Source organism: Agrobacterium sp. 33MFTa1.1, assembly GCF_004328495.1.
Classification (GTDB): domain Bacteria; phylum Pseudomonadota; class Alphaproteobacteria; order Rhizobiales; family Rhizobiaceae; genus Agrobacterium; species Agrobacterium pusense.
This window is the reverse complement of sequence record NZ_CP036358.1, coordinates 2319057-2334919: the sequence shown is the minus strand read 5'-3', so window position 1 is coordinate 2334919 and position 15863 is coordinate 2319057. Positions and strand designations below refer to the sequence as shown.

12 protein-coding genes and 1 riboswitch are annotated in these 15863 nt (G+C 59.1%); of the genes, 8 read left to right on the top strand and 4 right to left on the bottom strand.

Annotated elements, in window-relative coordinates; genetic code table 11:
* Positions 1-458: 458 nt before the first annotated feature.
* The gene (locus EYD00_RS11735; RefSeq protein WP_004443992.1) at positions 459-2225 is read right to left on the bottom strand and encodes a glucan ABC transporter ATP-binding protein/ permease; all 1767 of its coding nucleotides are present in this window, start codon (positions 2223-2225) and stop codon (positions 459-461) included.
* A 334-nt stretch (positions 2226-2559) separates the two neighbouring features.
* On the opposite strand from EYD00_RS11735, the gene EYD00_RS11730 reads away from it, so the two are divergent.
* The 6 genes from EYD00_RS11730 (at position 2560) to EYD00_RS11705 (ending at position 11090) form a co-directional block, all read left to right on the top strand.
* Positions 2560-3297 carry a helix-turn-helix transcriptional regulator gene (locus EYD00_RS11730; RefSeq protein WP_004443990.1) on the top strand — a complete coding sequence of 246 codons (738 nt, stop codon included), beginning with the start codon at positions 2560-2562 and terminating at the stop codon, positions 3295-3297.
* A 105-nt stretch (positions 3298-3402) separates the two neighbouring features.
* Positions 3403-6864 (top strand): pyruvate carboxylase, encoded by a 3462-nt coding sequence (gene pyc / locus EYD00_RS11725; RefSeq protein WP_004443988.1) that lies wholly within the window; start codon positions 3403-3405, stop codon positions 6862-6864.
* Positions 6865-6986: 122 nt separating this feature from the next.
* Positions 6987-7766, top strand: coding sequence for a DeoR/GlpR family DNA-binding transcription regulator (locus tag EYD00_RS11720; protein WP_004443986.1), 780 nt, complete (start codon positions 6987-6989; stop codon positions 7764-7766).
* A gap of 33 nt (positions 7767-7799) precedes the next feature.
* On the top strand, positions 7800-8990 hold the full coding sequence (locus EYD00_RS11715) for an MFS transporter (protein WP_004443984.1): 1191 nt from the start codon (positions 7800-7802) through the stop codon (positions 8988-8990).
* 120 nt (positions 8991-9110) lie between these two features.
* Positions 9111-10361: a flavodoxin-dependent (E)-4-hydroxy-3-methylbut-2-enyl-diphosphate synthase gene (gene ispG / locus EYD00_RS11710; RefSeq protein WP_004443981.1), complete on the top strand. Its 1251-nt coding sequence runs from the start codon at positions 9111-9113 to the stop codon at positions 10359-10361.
* Positions 10362-10427: 66 nt separating this feature from the next.
* Positions 10428-11090, top strand: a complete 663-nt coding sequence (locus EYD00_RS11705; RefSeq protein ID WP_004443979.1) for a YiaD family glycine zipper/OmpA-like lipoprotein — start codon at positions 10428-10430, stop codon at positions 11088-11090.
* Positions 11091-11121: 31 nt separating this feature from the next.
* Here the strand turns inward: EYD00_RS11705 and EYD00_RS11700 are convergent, their stop codons facing one another.
* Entirely contained in the window at positions 11122-12036 is a 915-nt protein-coding gene (locus EYD00_RS11700) for a polyprenyl synthetase family protein (RefSeq protein ID WP_004443976.1), read from the bottom strand.
* A gap of 174 nt (positions 12037-12210) precedes the next feature.
* Between EYD00_RS11700 and mtgA the strand changes: the two genes are divergently transcribed.
* Entirely contained in the window at positions 12211-12921 is a 711-nt protein-coding gene (gene mtgA / locus EYD00_RS11695; RefSeq protein ID WP_034500053.1) for a monofunctional biosynthetic peptidoglycan transglycosylase, read from the top strand.
* A gap of 15 nt (positions 12922-12936) precedes the next feature.
* On the opposite strand, the gene EYD00_RS11690 is transcribed toward mtgA, so the two are convergent.
* Both EYD00_RS11690 and metA read right to left on the bottom strand, forming a co-directional pair.
* Positions 12937-13956 carry an aldose epimerase family protein gene (locus EYD00_RS11690; RefSeq protein WP_004443970.1) on the bottom strand — a complete coding sequence of 340 codons (1020 nt, stop codon included), beginning with the start codon at positions 13954-13956 and terminating at the stop codon, positions 12937-12939.
* Positions 13957-14032: 76 nt separating this feature from the next.
* Complete coding sequence (gene metA / locus EYD00_RS11685) at positions 14033-14959, bottom strand: homoserine O-acetyltransferase MetA (protein ID WP_004443968.1); 927 nt, start codon at positions 14957-14959, stop codon at positions 14033-14035.
* A gap of 84 nt (positions 14960-15043) precedes the next feature.
* Positions 15044-15120, bottom strand: a riboswitch (SAM riboswitch).
* An 89-nt stretch (positions 15121-15209) separates the two neighbouring features.
* Here metA and EYD00_RS11680 point away from each other — a divergent pair.
* Positions 15210-15863, top strand: a complete 654-nt coding sequence (locus EYD00_RS11680) for a thiamine diphosphokinase (RefSeq protein ID WP_004443967.1) — start codon at positions 15210-15212, stop codon at positions 15861-15863.

Sequence of the window (15863 nt, the reverse complement as noted above, 5' to 3'; positions counted from 1 at the left end):
TTGTGAGATTCCCCCGCCTTCGATGTTGTTTGGCGTCTGGGGCATGGCGCCTATACGGCGATACAGGGCCGGCAAGAACGCTCAATGGGCGGTCAATGCGAAGCAAGGCACGATGGCAGCAAATCGAGACCGATAGACCATTTCACATATTCCGACGCATGAAGGGCAGATGCTGTACAGAGACTTCTTGGTCCCCCGTGGCTACAGCATCACCCGTGAGGCGATGGATGCATCGCAGACAGCGCGATGGGGAATAGAGTTTTCCAAGCCGCAAGCTCCGAACGAGATCGACCGAGGAATAGGAGCTTCGCAGCACAACGGCTGCAAAAATTCGGTGGTGAATATGACGATTGGGGGACTGAGGTAGAAGCTTCGTGATGTCCCGATATTTTCGAAGCAGACAACGAAAAAGGGCGGACACGACAGTGCCCGCCCTTTTTGCATTCCATTCCTGAGCCTCAGGAGGCTATCGCTTTTGGCCGGGGCTGCTGGCCTTCGTCTTCCGTCAGCAGGCCGCTGGTGCGCAGCAGCGAGGTAAAGCGACCGCCGCGTTGGCTTAGCTCATCGAAGGTGCCCTTTTCGATGATCCGGCCCTGATCGAGGAACAGGACGAGATCGGCATCGCGGACAGTGGAAAGGCGATGGGCGATGATGAAGGTCGTGCGGTTCTTTCTCAGCGCATCCACTGCGGCCTTCACACGGGCTTCGGTTTCCACGTCGAGTGCACTGGTTGCCTCGTCGAGAACCAGAATGGGGGCGTTCTTCAGGATCGCACGGGCGATGGCGATACGCTGGCGCTCGCCGCCGGACAGACGGTTGCCGCGTTCACCAACCTGGGTCAGATAGCCGTTGATGCGGCTGTCGATGAAATCCGTCGCCGCTGCGGCCGCCGCTGCTTCCACCACTTCGGCATCGGTGGCCGACTCACGACCAAGGCGTATATTTTCGCGGATCGAGCGGTTCAGCAGGCCGGCATCCTGAAACACCGTGGCGATGGAGTTGCGGAGCGAATTTTTCGTCACCGTCGAAATATCGGTTCCATCGATCAGGATCTGGCCGGAATCGGGATCATAGACCCGCTGCAGCAGGTTGATGAGCGTCGTCTTGCCGGCACCTGTCGGTCCGACGATCGCGATCGTCTCGCCGGCCCTGGCCGTAAACGAGACATCGTGAACGCCCTGCTTGGTGTTGGCAAAACCGAAATTGACATTGCGGAATTCCACGGTGCCGGAGACATTCGACAATTCACGGGCATCGCCCGGTTCTTCCCGTTCCTTGACGGAATCCTCGAGGACGAAGAAGTCCTCAAGCTTGGCGCGGGCTTCGAAAATCTGCGTCACGAACTGGCGCATCTGGTCCAGACGGCCTATCAGGAGATTGGCGAAACCGATGAAGGCGATGACATCGCCGACGCGCAGCTCGCCGTTCTTCACCAGCACGGTGCCGATCACGAGAATGATCATCATCGAAACGGTGGAGGCCGTGCGGTTCAGAGCGCTCGCAAAGGCCCACCAGTCGAGCACGGGATATTGCGCACTTAGCAGCTTTTCGGTGAAGGATTTCAGCGCTTTGGTTTCAGCCTCGATGCGGTTGTAGCTGTGCAGCACGGAAACGTTGCTGATGGAATCGCTGACATGGGCAAAAACGCTGTGATAATGCTCTTCGACCGAAGCCTGGCCATCCTTGGTGCGGCCCATCACCCATTTGCCGATGAACCAGTAGACGATGCCGAGGCCAATCAGCACGAAGCTGAGGCGCAGGTCCATGGACATGGCGGTGGGCACAAGCAGCACCAGCGCAACGAAGGTCGCGAGATGGGTGCGCATGAATTCCAGCCATAGGCCGAAGAGCGTTTCGCTGGCGCGCAGGAGGGTGTGCAGGGCATTGGACGTGCCGCGCTGATGGTGCCAGGAAAGCGGCATCGAGATGATGCGCCCGAAGGCTTCCGTCAGGAGCGAAGCGCGCCGGCCGTGCGCCAGCCGGTCGGCTTCGCGGGCGACGGCTACGTAAGCCACGGTGTTGAAGACGCCGAACCCCGCCCATAATATGAGAATCGACGTGACATTGGAGCCAGAAGAAATGGCGTCGATGATCCGGCCGAACAGCACGGGTTCGGCAATGGTGATCGCTGCAAGAATGACGTTGGCGATGACGACGACAGCCACACGCCATTTATGAACGGTCAGATAGCGCAGAGCGCGTGTGTAAACCTGAAACAAGGTCAAATTTTCAATCCAGTCCGGGCGTCTTTTCGAGCGGTTGATTGTTCGGCCTCAATACGATGCTACTTTAGCAAGGTTGCATGAGACGGCGAATTTTGTGTAATTATCGCTCTTTCTGTCTGAATGGCGGCTTAACAGATTGGCCGTCCATGCGAACCGAAAAAACCTCCCGGTGTTCCCGGGGCCTGCCGTCACAAGATTTCGCATCTTCGTTTCAGGGATTGCTAACGACGATATGTTCAATCTCACCCGACCGGCGCCCGAGTAACATGACGTCATCGCGGGACCATGTCCTTCGTGTCATCCCCTTCAAGCCAAGTCCGGACCATGTGTCTTTATGCATGATATTCTTCACTTCATCTCTGCGTGTTACCAGGCGGGAAACGCCGAACGTGTGCGTTCAGAATTTGCAACGCTCATTCGGGAATATGGTTTCGAATATTTCCTTGTCAGCAGACGCATGACCGGCGAGCTGGCCTCCACCGGCCAAATCCTTGCGCAACATTTGCCGGAAGGCTGGATAGAGGTCTACAGGGCCAAGAAATACAACCTCGTCGATCCCGTCCGCAAAGTCATCGGCATGGTGCACAAACCCTTTCATTGGAAAGAGGCGCTGGAGGGGCTTCCCCGCGCCATGCATCGGAAAAGGGCGAGCGTGTTTTTCCACGATGCCGGCCGTTACGGCTTGCAGGGCGGTTATGCTTTTCCCGTGCATGGACGGGCGGGATTCATAGGTGCCGTGTTCATAGGTGGACAGGACCGGCAATTGCCCTCCTTGCAGGTGGAACTGCTCGATGCAGCGACCCGGGCGGTCTTCTGGCGCCTTCTCGATCTTTCAGGTCAGGCCCATGATCTCAGCAATATTCCAGACGGTTCCGCTCTTGAGCTGACACGGCGTGAGACGGAAGTGCTGGCGCTGATGGCGGATGGCATGACATCGGCGGAGATCGGCCGCAAGCTATCCATCTCCAACCATACGGTCGACTGGTATATAAACGGGATTCAGCGTCGTTTCAGCGCCAAGAACCGGCAGCACACCGTCGCACTCGCGTTCCGCCATGGCTTGCTGAGCTAGCGCAAACAGAACAGTTCTCGCCGGAATTGCCCTTTCCAAGACGGGGTTTTGCTGCTTAATTCCGCAGTGCAGCAGAATTTTGTTTTGGCGTGTGGGGAGACCGTCTTGAAAATATCGAAAATACTTGTTGCCAACCGATCCGAAATTGCGATCCGCGTTTTCCGGGCAGCCAACGAGCTCGGGATAAAAACCGTTGCGATTTGGGCGGAAGAGGACAAGCTGTCTTTGCACCGCTTCAAGGCGGACGAGTCCTATCAGGTCGGCAGGGGGCCGCATCTCGCCAAGGATATGGGACCGATCGAGAGCTATCTTTCGATCGAGGAGGTTATCCGCGTTGCGAAGCTCTCCGGAGCGGACGCGATACATCCCGGTTACGGTCTTCTGTCTGAAAGCCCCGAATTCGTGGAGGCCTGCAACAAGGCGGGCATCACCTTCATCGGACCGACGGCGGATACGATGCGCCAGCTCGGCAACAAGGTCGCCGCCCGTAATCTGGCGATTTCGGTTGGCGTTCCCGTTGTTCCCGCCACCGACCCGCTGCCGGACGACATGGCGGAAGTGGAGCGTATGGCCGAGGAGATCGGTTATCCCGTCATGCTCAAGGCCTCCTGGGGCGGTGGTGGCCGTGGCATGCGCGCCATCCGTAAAAAGGAAGACCTTGCCCGCGAGGTGACGGAAGCCAAGCGCGAGGCCAAGGCCGCCTTCGGCAAGGACGAAGTCTATCTCGAAAAGCTGGTCGAGCGTGCGCGCCACGTCGAAAGCCAGATTCTCGGCGACACGCACGGCAATGTCGTGCATCTGTTCGAGCGTGATTGTTCGATCCAGCGGCGTAATCAAAAGGTCGTCGAGCGTGCGCCCGCGCCATATCTGAGCGAAGCACAGCGTCAGGAACTGGCCGCCTATTCCCTGAAGATTGCCGCCGCGACCAGTTATATCGGTGCAGGCACGGTCGAATATCTGATGGATGCCGACACCGGCAAATTCTACTTCATCGAGGTCAATCCGCGCATTCAGGTGGAACATACCGTTACGGAAGTCGTCACCGGTATCGATATCGTCAAGGCACAGATTCACATTCTGGAAGGCGCCGCCATCGGCACGCCGGAATCCGGGGTGCCGAGGCAGGAGGATATCCGCCTGAATGGCCACGCCCTTCAGTGCCGCATTACGACGGAAGACCCGGAACACAATTTCATTCCGGATTATGGCCGTATCACCGCTTATCGCTCCGCTTCAGGCTTCGGTATCCGTCTGGACGGCGGCACGTCCTATACTGGCGCTGTCATCACCCGCTACTATGATCCGTTGCTTGTGAAGGTGACGGCCTGGGCGCCGCGGCCTGACGAGGCGATCAACCGTATGGATCGCGCTTTGCGCGAATTCCGTATTCGCGGCGTGGCGACCAATCTCACATTCCTAGAGGCCATCATCGGCCATGACAGTTTCCGCAACAATACCTATACAACACGCTTCATCGATTCGACGCCCGAGCTTTTTGCCCAGGTCAAACGGCAGGACCGCGCTACCAAGCTTTTGACCTATCTCGCCGATGTGACCGTGAACGGCCACCCGGAAACCAAGGGACGCGCAAGGCCCTCGGACAAGGCGGCAAAGCCCATCGTGCCCTATATCGATGCGCCGACGCCCGACGGCACCAAGCAGTTGCTGGACAAGCTCGGCCCGAAGGGTTTCGCAGACTGGATGCGCAACGAAAAGCGGGTACTCGTCACGGATACGACGATGCGCGACGGACATCAGTCGCTGCTTGCGACCCGTGTCCGTACCCATGATATCGCCCGCGTCGCCAGCGCCTATGCCAAAGCGTTGCCACAGCTTCTGTCGCTGGAGTGCTGGGGCGGTGCGACATTCGACGTTTCCATGCGCTTCTTGACCGAAGACCCGTGGGAGCGTCTGGCGCTGATCCGCGAAGGTGCTCCCAACCTGCTGCTGCAGATGCTTCTGCGCGGGGCAAACGGCGTCGGGTACAAGAACTACCCGGATAACGTCGTGAAGTATTTTGTCCGTCAGGCCGCAAAGGGCGGCATTGATCTTTTCCGTGTCTTCGATTGCCTGAACTGGGTGGAGAATATGCGGGTCTCGATGGATGCCATCTCGGAGGAAAACAAGCTCTGTGAAGCGGCCATCTGCTACACCGGAGACATCCTCAATTCAGCGCGTCCGAAATACGACCTGAAATATTACACCAATCTCGCCCAGGAACTGGAACGCGCAGGCGCGCATATTATTGCCGTCAAGGATATGGCCGGCCTGCTGAAACCGGCTGCCGCCAAGGTTCTGTTCAAGGCGCTGCGGGAAGAAACGGGTCTGCCGATCCATTTCCACACCCATGATACGTCAGGAATTGCGGCAGCGACGGTTCTTGCCGCCGTGGATGCGGGTGTCGACGCGGTCGATGCCGCGATGGACGCCTTCTCCGGCAATACGTCGCAGCCGTGCCTTGGTTCGATCGTGGAAGCGCTTGCCGGGTCGGAACGCGATACGGGCCTCGATACCGAATGGATTCGCCGCATTTCCTTCTATTGGGAGGCCGTGCGCAACCAGTATGCGGCTTTCGAAAGCGATCTCAAGGGGCCGGCGTCGGAAGTCTATCTGCACGAAATGCCGGGTGGTCAGTTCACCAACCTCAAGGAACAGGCGCGTTCGCTGGGTCTCGAAAGCCGTTGGCACGAAGTGGCGCAGGCTTATGCCGATGCCAACAGGATGTTCGGCGATATCGTCAAGGTGACGCCGTCTTCGAAAGTCGTCGGTGACATGGCGCTGATGATGGTCAGCCAGGATCTGACAGTGGCCGACGTACAGAATCCCGAGCGCGAGGTCTCTTTCCCAGAGTCCGTGGTTTCCATGCTGAAGGGCGATCTCGGACAATCGCCCGGCGGTTGGCCGGAAGCCCTGCAGAAAAAAGCGTTGAAGGGCGAAGCGCCCTATACCGTTCGTCCGGGTTCACTATTGGCGGATGCCGATCTCGATGCCGAACGGAAGACCATCGAGACCAAGCTGGAGCGCAAGGTCGATGATTTCGAGTTCGCATCCTATCTGATGTATCCGAAGGTATTCACGGATTTCGCGCTCACCGCCGAAACCTATGGTCCGGTCTCGGTGCTTCCCACCCATGCCTATTTCTACGGAATGGAGGATGGCGAGGAACTGTTTGCAGATATCGAGCGCGGCAAGACGCTGGTCATCGTCAATCAGGCTTCATCCGGCGTTGACGACAAGGGCATGGTGACGGTGTTTTTCGAAATCAATGGTCAGCCGCGCCGTATCAAGGTGCCGGATCGGACGCATGGTGCTTCCGGCTCTGCCGTGCGCCGCAAGGCCGAACCTGGCAACGCGTCGCATGTCGGGGCACCGATGCCGGGTGTCATCAGCCGCGTCTTCGTCAATCAAGGCCAGGAGGTCAAGGCTGGCGATGTGTTGCTCTCCATCGAGGCGATGAAGATGGAAACGGCGCTTCACGCCGAGCGGGATGGCAAGATCGCGGAAGTTCTGGTGCGCCCGGGCGACCAGATCGATGCGAAGGATCTACTGGTCGCTTACGCGGAATAAATACAGTCGTCGATCGAACAGTTAGACGCCCGCCTTCCCGGCGGGCGTTTTTTATTGCGTTTCCCCGAAAACTCGAATATGCATGTTCATGCACGTTTATTCCTGTTTATGCATGAGTCTGTATGAGTGATCATTTCGTCAGCGAGCGGCAGGCGCTTATCCTCGAACAGTTGCGGCAGAACGGCCGTGTGCTGGCGCAGGACCTCGCTCAAAACTTTGGCGTTTCTGAAGACACGGTTCGCCGCGACCTGCGAGAGATGGCGGCCCGTGGGGAATGCATGCGCGTTTATGGCGGCGCCCTGCTCTCGGATAGCAAGACGGTGCCGCTGAAGACGCGGATCGCCGAGGATGCGGACCGCAAGGCTCTGCTGGCCCGCGCCGTTGTCCCGCTTCTCAAGCGGGGCATGGTCGTTTTCATCGATGCCGGTTCGACGAACCTCGCCATTGCCAGGGCGATCCCGGCTGGTCTCAATGTAACGGTGGTGACGAATACGCCCGCCATTGCCGCCGAACTCACGGGGCGGGCGGATATCGATCTTGTGCTGATCGGTGGCAAGGTTGATCCCGCCGTTGGTGCGGCAATCGATGCAATGGCGCTGCGGCAGCTCGAATTGATGCGACCCGATCTCTGTGTTCTCGGGGTCTGTGGTGTCGCGGTCGAGACCGGCCTGTCGGCCGATGTCTTCGAGGATGCCGTTTTCAAGCGGCTCGCCTGCAGCGCCAGCCAGCGGATTGTCGCTGCAATCACCACCGAGAAGCTGGGGCATAAGGCAGCGTTCCACGTGCATGATTTTTCCCCGCCGCTTTCCCTTGTGCTGGAACGGGATGCCGACCGCGTGTTGGTCGAGGGCGTGTCCAGCCGAGGCGTAGACGTTTATTGCGGCGACGATGCCGTCGCCTGATTTTCCCATGGTCAAGTCTGAAGGATATAGCCGATGAATGGCCCCACCACATTTTCGCAGACGGGTGCACGCTCGTCCTATCTGACGCGTCATCGTATCGGCGTTTCCCTGCTGTTCTTGATGAACGGGTTCATGATGGGATCATGGGCGCCCAAGATTCCCGAATTTGCGGCGCGTCTTTCCCTTAGTGAAAGCGCGCTTGGTCTCATCATCCTGGTCTTCGGTATCGGCTCGCTGGTTTTCATGCCGATCGCCGGCTCGCAGATCGCCCGTTTTGGCTCCCGGACGGTCAGTCTCGTGACCGCGGCGATCTTTCTGCCCACACTGCTTTTCATTTCCTGGGCGGGAACCGTCTGGGCCGGGGTAATCGCGGTTTTCCTGTTTGGCGGCCTAACGGGAGCGATGGATGTCGCCATGAATGCCAATGCGGTAGCGGTTGAGCGCGATATGCGCCGCGCCATCATGTCATCCTGCCACGCTTTCTGGAGCCTCGGCGGCCTCATCGGGGCCGGTCTCGGCGGTTATCTCATCACGGCCATCGGCGTGCAGGGGCATGCCATTGCGCTGACGGTCATCGCATTCGTGCTGCTGATCGTGGCATGGCCGCGTGTGCTTGCAGATCGTCCGCACCCGGAGGAAGAGCGCCCGAAAGGCGGCCTGCCGCTGACGCCGCTGCCGTGGATCATCGGCCTGATGGCCCTTTTCTCGATGATCCCGGAAGGCGCAATCCTCGACTGGGGCGCTCTTTATCTGCGCAACGAGCTCGGAGCTTCGGTGTCACAATCCGGCTTCGCCTTTGCGGCTTTCTCGATGACCATGGCGGCCATGCGTTTTGCCGGCGATCTGGTGCGCGACCGCTTCGGGGCTGTGACGACCCTGCGCTTCTGTTCGGCCATGTCGATTATCGGTCTTCTTATCGCCGGTATTGCGGGAAATTCCACCATCGCGATCGTTGGCTTCGCGATTGCGGGCATCGGCATCTCCAACATGGTGCCCATTGCCTTCTCGGCGGCGGGCAATATGCCGGGCCTGGCACCGGGAATCGGCCTTTCGGTCGTCACCACCATGGGTTATTCCGGCATTCTGGTGGCGCCATCGGCGATTGGCTTCATTGCGGAACATACCGGTCTCGCCAGCGTCTTCCTGTTTCTCCCGTTACTGCATGTGGTGGTTCTGCTACTTTCGCGGCTCGCCCGTCATGCCGACGGTGCGGGCAAGGAATAGGCGTATCGAATTTTGCCATGATTGCGGTAAAGTAGAAGCTCCAGCGCGTTGGGTGTTGACAAGAAGTCCCCCTTGTTTCACCTCAATTGCAAGACCTTGCCGCAAGCTCCAGAGACCGCCATGACGTCACATGCCGATTACGACCCGAAGCCCCGCCGCGCCTCCGTCGCCGTAGACGTCGGCGGCGTCATCGTCGGTGGCGGCGCACCCGTCGTCGTGCAGTCGATGACCAATACCGATACGGCTGATATCGACGCCACCGTCAGCCAAGTGGCGGCGCTGTTCCGGGCCGGTTCGGAAATCGTCCGTATCACCGTAGACCGTGATGAGAGTGCGGCCGCCGTGCCGAAAATTCGCGAACGGCTGCTGCGTCTTGGGATGGATGTGCCGCTGGTCGGTGATTTTCATTATATCGGCCACAAGCTTCTGGCCGACCATCCGGCCTGCGCCGAAGCGCTGGCGAAATACCGCATCAATCCGGGCAATGTCGGTTTCAAGGACAAGAAGGACAAGCAGTTCGGCGAGATCGTCGAAACGGCGATCCGTTACGACAAGCCCGTTCGCATCGGCGTCAACTGGGGATCTCTGGATCAGGAATTGCTGACTACGCTGATGGACAGGAACAAGGAAGAGGGCTTTCCGCTTTCCGCCCGTCAGGTCACGCGGGAGGCCATTGTTCAGTCGGCGCTGATTTCCGCCGAGCTTGCCGAAGAGATCGGCCTGCCGCGCAACCGTATCATCCTCTCGGCCAAGGTCAGCCAGGTGCAGGACCTGATTGCCGTCTATTCGATGTTGTCTGAACGCTCCGACCACGCCCTCCATCTCGGTCTCACGGAAGCCGGCATGGGTTCAAAGGGTATCGTCGCCTCGTCCGCCGCCATGGGTTATGTGTTGCAGCATGGTATTGGCGATACGATCCGCGTTTCGCTGACGCCTGAGCCGAATGGCGACCGCACCCGCGAGGTGCAGGTGGCGCAGGAATTGCTGCAGGTCATGGGTTTCCGTCAGTTCATTCCGGTGGTTGCGGCATGTCCCGGCTGCGGGCGTACCACGTCGACGGTATTTCAGGAACTGGCCCAGAACATCCAGAACGATATCCGCAAGAATATGCCGGTCTGGCGTGAAAAATATCCCGGCGTCGAGGCATTAAATGTCGCCGTCATGGGTTGCATCGTAAATGGTCCCGGTGAAAGCAAGCACGCGGATATCGGCATTTCGCTGCCCGGAACGGGCGAAAGCCCGGCGGCGCCGGTCTTCATCGACGGAGAGAAAGCTCTCACTCTGCGTGGCCCCAACATAGCCGCTGATTTCGAAGCGCTTGTGACCGATTACATCGAAAAGCGTTTTGGCCGGAAAGACGCAGCGGAGTAACGAGTAGCGTGAAAAGGCCGCAATTCCACTGTCATACCTCCTGACCCTTTCGGAGCATCAAAACACATGATCAAAAAAATCGCGATCGTCGCCCTTTGCGGCACCTATCTTTCCGCCTGCACCACCACCGATCCCTATACGGGCGAGCAGAAAATGTCGAACACGGCCGGCGGCGCGGGTATCGGCGCTGTTGTCGGTGCGCTCGGCGGTCTGGCTGTGGGCGGTTCGCCGGTCGGACGCCGTAACGCTGCCCTGATCGGTGCCGGCATCGGCGCGCTCGCTGGCGGCGCCATCGGCAATTACATGGATGGCCAGGAAGCGGAACTCCGCGCGCAGCTTCAGGGGACCGGCGTTTCGGTGACCCGCCGTGGCGACAGCATTGTTCTCAACATGCCGTCGAATATCACCTTTGCCACGGATCAGGATCAGGTCATTCCGCCCTTCTATCAGACGCTCGATTCCGTTGCGATCGTGCTGAACAAGTTCAACCGCACGCTGATCGACATCAACGGCCATACCGACTCGACCGGTAGCCTCGCCCACAATCAGGGGCTTTCGGAACGCCGCGCCGCGTCGGTCGCCAACTATCTCGGCGCACGCGGTGTCGATCAACGACGCATTTCAACACTTGGCTTTGGGCCTTCGCAGCCCATCGCCTCGAACGCAACGTCTGATGGTCGCGCCCAAAACCGCCGTGTGGAAGTGTTGATTTCGCCGCTCAAGGGCTGATCGACTTGAGAGGCTGAGCGGGAAAACCCACTCAGCTTTTTCGTTCTGCGATAAATCTGGCGGCCGCGATGAGAATCGCGGCCTTTTCGCCATAGGGAGCCAGGAGTTCGCTGGCCTCTGCCACCTGTTCCTGAAGTTTGCGACGCGCCCAGTCTTGGCCGCGCAGCGCCACCAGCGTTCCCTTGCCGCGTGCGGCATCCTTGCCGGTCGCCTTGCCCATGGTGGCGGCGTCGGCCGTCAAATCCAGGAGATCGTCTGCAAGCTGGAAGGCGAGGCCGATTTTTTCTCCAAAGAGGCGTAGCCTCTGCCTTTCGCAATCATCGCTACCGGCGATGATTGCGCCCGCCTCGCAGGCGAAGCGCAGCAGTGCGCCGGTTTTCATAGCCTGCAATGTAATAATGCCGGTTTCGTCCGGTGCGTTCTTTTCCGCGGCGAGATCAAGCGCTTGCCCGCCGGCCATGCCGCCGATGCCCGCTGCGCGGGCAAGCGAAAGCACGAGCGCGGCCTTGCGCCCGGCCGCGAGCGGATTTTCTTCCGATGCAATGATATCAAAGGCCAGCGTCAGCAGGCTGTCGCCAGCGAGGATGGCGGTCGCCTCGTCGAATTTGCGATGCACCGTTGGCTGGCCACGACGCAGGTCGTCGTCATCCATAGCCGGCAGATCGTCGTGAACCAGCGAATAGCAATGGAGGCATTCCAGCGCGGCACCGGCAAAAAGCGCAGCTTCTCCATCTCCGCCGAGGAGTGCGGCGCTTTCGATGACGAGGAAGGGCCGCAGGCGTTTACCGCCGTTCAGCACGCCGTGGCGCATGGCCTCGAGCAGGTTCTGCGGACGCGCGATCTCATCCGCGCGTGTCTCGCCGGAGAGCAGGCGGCCAAGCAGGGCTTCGGTCCTGGCGGCGTTCTCACGCAGCCGTGTTTCGAAATTCGTCATCTGAGCGTCCATGCCGCGCTCTTTGGCACGCCGAGCGAATGCAGGCAAACCTTTTCGTGATTCCCCAACTCAACTGTCGCGCCGGACTCGCCTTGAAGACGGCAATGGACTATGAAAGGCTTCAATTGGCGTGGGGTGCGGGGACGGATAGTGAGCAGTACGCCTGAAAGCGACGCAGATTACGCCATGCTGGCGGAAGACCGGAGCAGTCCGAAGGTGGATTTTCGCACGTTGGCCAAGCGCATCATCATGACCTTGCTGGCATTGCTCATCCTGCCTTATCTGCTGATTCCGGTTTATGCGTTGCCCTTCATCCGGCCCGTGTCGACGCTGATGCTTGCCGATCTGGTGACGCTGCAAGGCTATGACAGGCGCTGGGTGCCACTAGAGGATATTTCGCCGCGCCTCGTGCAATCGGTGATGATGTCCGAGGATGGGCAATTCTGTTTTCACGGCGGGGTTGACTGGAACCAGATGCAGTCCGTGGTCAGCAATGCGCTCGACGGGGCCGCGACGCGCGGCGCCAGCACCATCCCGATGCAGACGGCCAAAAACCTGTTTTTATGGAACGGTCGTTCGTTTCTGCGCAAGGGACTGGAATTGCCGCTGGCGATTGCCGCCGATTTCGTCTGGTCAAAAAAGCGGATGATGGAGATTTATCTCAACGTCGCCGAATGGGGACCGGGTATTTACGGCATCGAGGCTGCCGCCCAGCACCATTTCAAGGTGCCGGCCGCCAAGCTCAGTTCCCGACAGGCCGCACTTCTGGCCGTTTCGCTTCCCAATCCCATTGATCGTGTGGCCAGCAAGCCGGGGCGCGGGTTGCAGAGGCTCGCCGGCCTTATCGAGCGCCGCGCCCGCGCCTCGGGCAGCTATGTCGGCTGCGTGCTGGATTGATACCAGCGCGCCGCTTCAGCCCTTCTTGAAAATATAGTCGGTTTCCTGGCGCAGCGTCTCGCCCGGCCGTAGGATGGCATGCGGAAAATCAGGGTGGTTGATGGCATCCGGCCAGATCTGTGTTTCCAGGCAGAAACCGGCAAAGGGACCGTAGTGACGGCTATCGAGGCCCGGAACGGGAACGTCCAGTTTGAAAGCCGAATAAAACTGCACACCGGGTTCGGTGGTGTGAACCTCTAGAGCTATATCGGAGGCTGGAGAATAAGCGCGGGCGACCTTGCGCTTGGCGCGGCGCTCGGGCGAAAGGCAGAAATTATGGTCGTAGAGAACCTGCTCACCATTTTCGCTGCGCCGCATCGGCGTCGGGTGGCGAAGGTCGAAGACGGTGCCTTCGACGGAACGGATTTCGCCGGTCGGTATCTGCTTGTCGTTGGTGGGCAGGTAAAAGTCAGCCGCGATGCTGATCTCATGCCCAAGTGCGGTGTCGGCGCCATCGAGATTGAAATAGGAATGCTGGCACACATTGGCGATGGTCGGCTTGTCGGTCACCGTTTCATAGACCACCGACAGCACGCCGCCGTCACGGATCGTGTAGGTGGCTGTGACCGTGCAGTTGCCGGGATAACCGGCACGGCCATCGGGGTCGATGATCTGCAGAACCGCGTGGCTTTCGCCGTGTTCCATCAGCATCCAGTTGCGTTTGCCCATGCCGTCGCTGCCGCCGTGCAGGTGGGTTACGCCCTTTTCATTCAGCTCCAGCTGGTATTCGTGACCGTCGATCGAAAATCTGCCATTGCCGATGCGGTTGGCGTTACGGCCGGGTGTGGCGCCGAAATAGGAGGAATATTTATAATCCTCGAATTTGGCGAAGCCGAGAACAAGCGGCGGCTGGTGACCCTCAAGGCGCAAATCCTGGATGACGGCACCCCAGGTAATGACCTTCGCTGTAAGCCCACCTTTCGAAATGGTGACACGCTCGACCTTTTCGCCCGTTGCCGTGAAACCAAAATTCTCCCGTGCTGCCCCGTCGCTCATAACATCATTCTCCCGGTTGCCATGAATTGCCGGGCGGACGTTGCGTCATTTCCCGGCAATTCGCAATCCCGCAAATTCAGGCCGCCAGCTGGCCGATGGCCTCGAGTTCATACGGTGTGGTCTGGTATATCTCGTTGATCCAGTTTCCGAAAAACAGATGGGCATGACTGCGCCAGCGGTTAAGGGGCGCGAGTTCGGGATCGTTATGCGGAAAATAATCATGCGGCAGCTTGATCGGCACGCCGGCGTGAACATCGCGGAAGTACTCGTCCGAAAGCGATGTCGAATCATATTCGACATGATTGAACATATAGAGACGGTTGCCTGCCTTCTCATGTACCAGACATACACCCATTTCCTCCGACTCCATGAGGATTTCGAGTTCCGGATGTTTTTCGATGTCGGCGCGGCGCACTTCCGTCCAGCGTGACACGGGAACCTGGAAATCGTCCGAAAAACCATTGAGGTAGATCGACGAGGGGCAAAGATTGCGGTGGCGGTAAACACCGAAAGCCTTTTCCTTCAGCTCGTATTTAGGCACGCCGTGGAAGTGATAGATGGCGGCCATCGCGCCCCAGCAGACGTTGAGGGTCGAATGGACATTGGTCCGCGTCCACTCGAAAATCTTTTGCATTTCATTCCAGTAGGTGACGTCCTCATAGTCCAGCAGCTCAATGGGAGCACCGGTGATGATGAAACCGTCGAACTTGCGGTGACGCACCTCTTCCCACGTCTCGTAGAAGGAGAGGAGATGTTCTTCCGGCGTGTTCTTGGCGCGATGACCGCCGATGCGCACAAGCGACAACTCAACCTGAAGCGGCGAGGCGCCAACGAGGCGCGCCATCTGGATTTCCGTCTTGATCTTGTTCGGCATGAGGTTGAGAAGCCCGATCTGGAGCGGGCGGATATCCTGCCGGATGGCCGCCGTTTCGGTCATGACCCGCACGCCCTCGTGAACGAGGGTCTCAAAGGCGGGAAGCGTATCGGGAATCTTGATCGGCATGTCGAACTCTCTTTTCCGGATCACGTAAAGAACGTTGCGAAAACAAAAAAACCGGCAGCGGAAATCGCGACCGGTCCCAGGAAATTGCCTTTTTCCTCGACCCTTTAGCGACTTCTTTAAAGTGGCTGCAAGCCGGTCGGCAAATCACCACTAAGGCGTTTCATAATCCCGAAGCCGACGAAAATCAATATGGACGGTTTTCGGAGGCTTTCGGCTTTCCATTTTCGGCCGAGGTGCGATAAGGCAGGGCATGGATAAAGCGCACTTCACCATTCTGCTCGGCGGCGATGTTACGGTTACTGATCGTCTCAGGGACGTGGTCGCGGGTAGCCGCGTGATCGCGGCTGATGGCGGCATGCGCCACGCACGGCCGCTTGGCCTCACACCGGAGTTGTGGGTCGGGGATTTCGATTCCGCCACCAAAGAGTTGCTGGATGCCTGGCCCGGTGTGACACGGCAGCCTTACCCGGCAGCAAAGGCGGTGACCGATGGTGAGATAGCGGTCTCGGAGGCGCTCGCCCGCGGCGCCGGTACGCTGGTGCTTGTCGGCGCGCTCGGGGGTGCACGAAGCGACCATGCCCTCCAGCACCTCCTTTACGCCGTCGCGCTTGCCGAACGTGGTCTCGATGTTTCGCTCACCTCCGGCGAGGAAGAGGCCCGGCCGCTGCTTCCGGGCTCGCTTGATGTCTCTCTACCCGCAGGCTCGCTTTTCTCGGTGGCCGGCTTCACAGCCCTGGAGGGGCTGGATATCGGCAATGTGCGTTACCCGCTGGAGGATTTCGCGCTTGCTTTCGGTTCCTCCCGCACTATTTCCAATGTCGCGAATGGCGGCCCTGTGCATTTTTCGCTTAAAAGCGGAAAAGCCATCCTGCTTGCCCGCCCTTATGATCTGACCGGAGCCTGA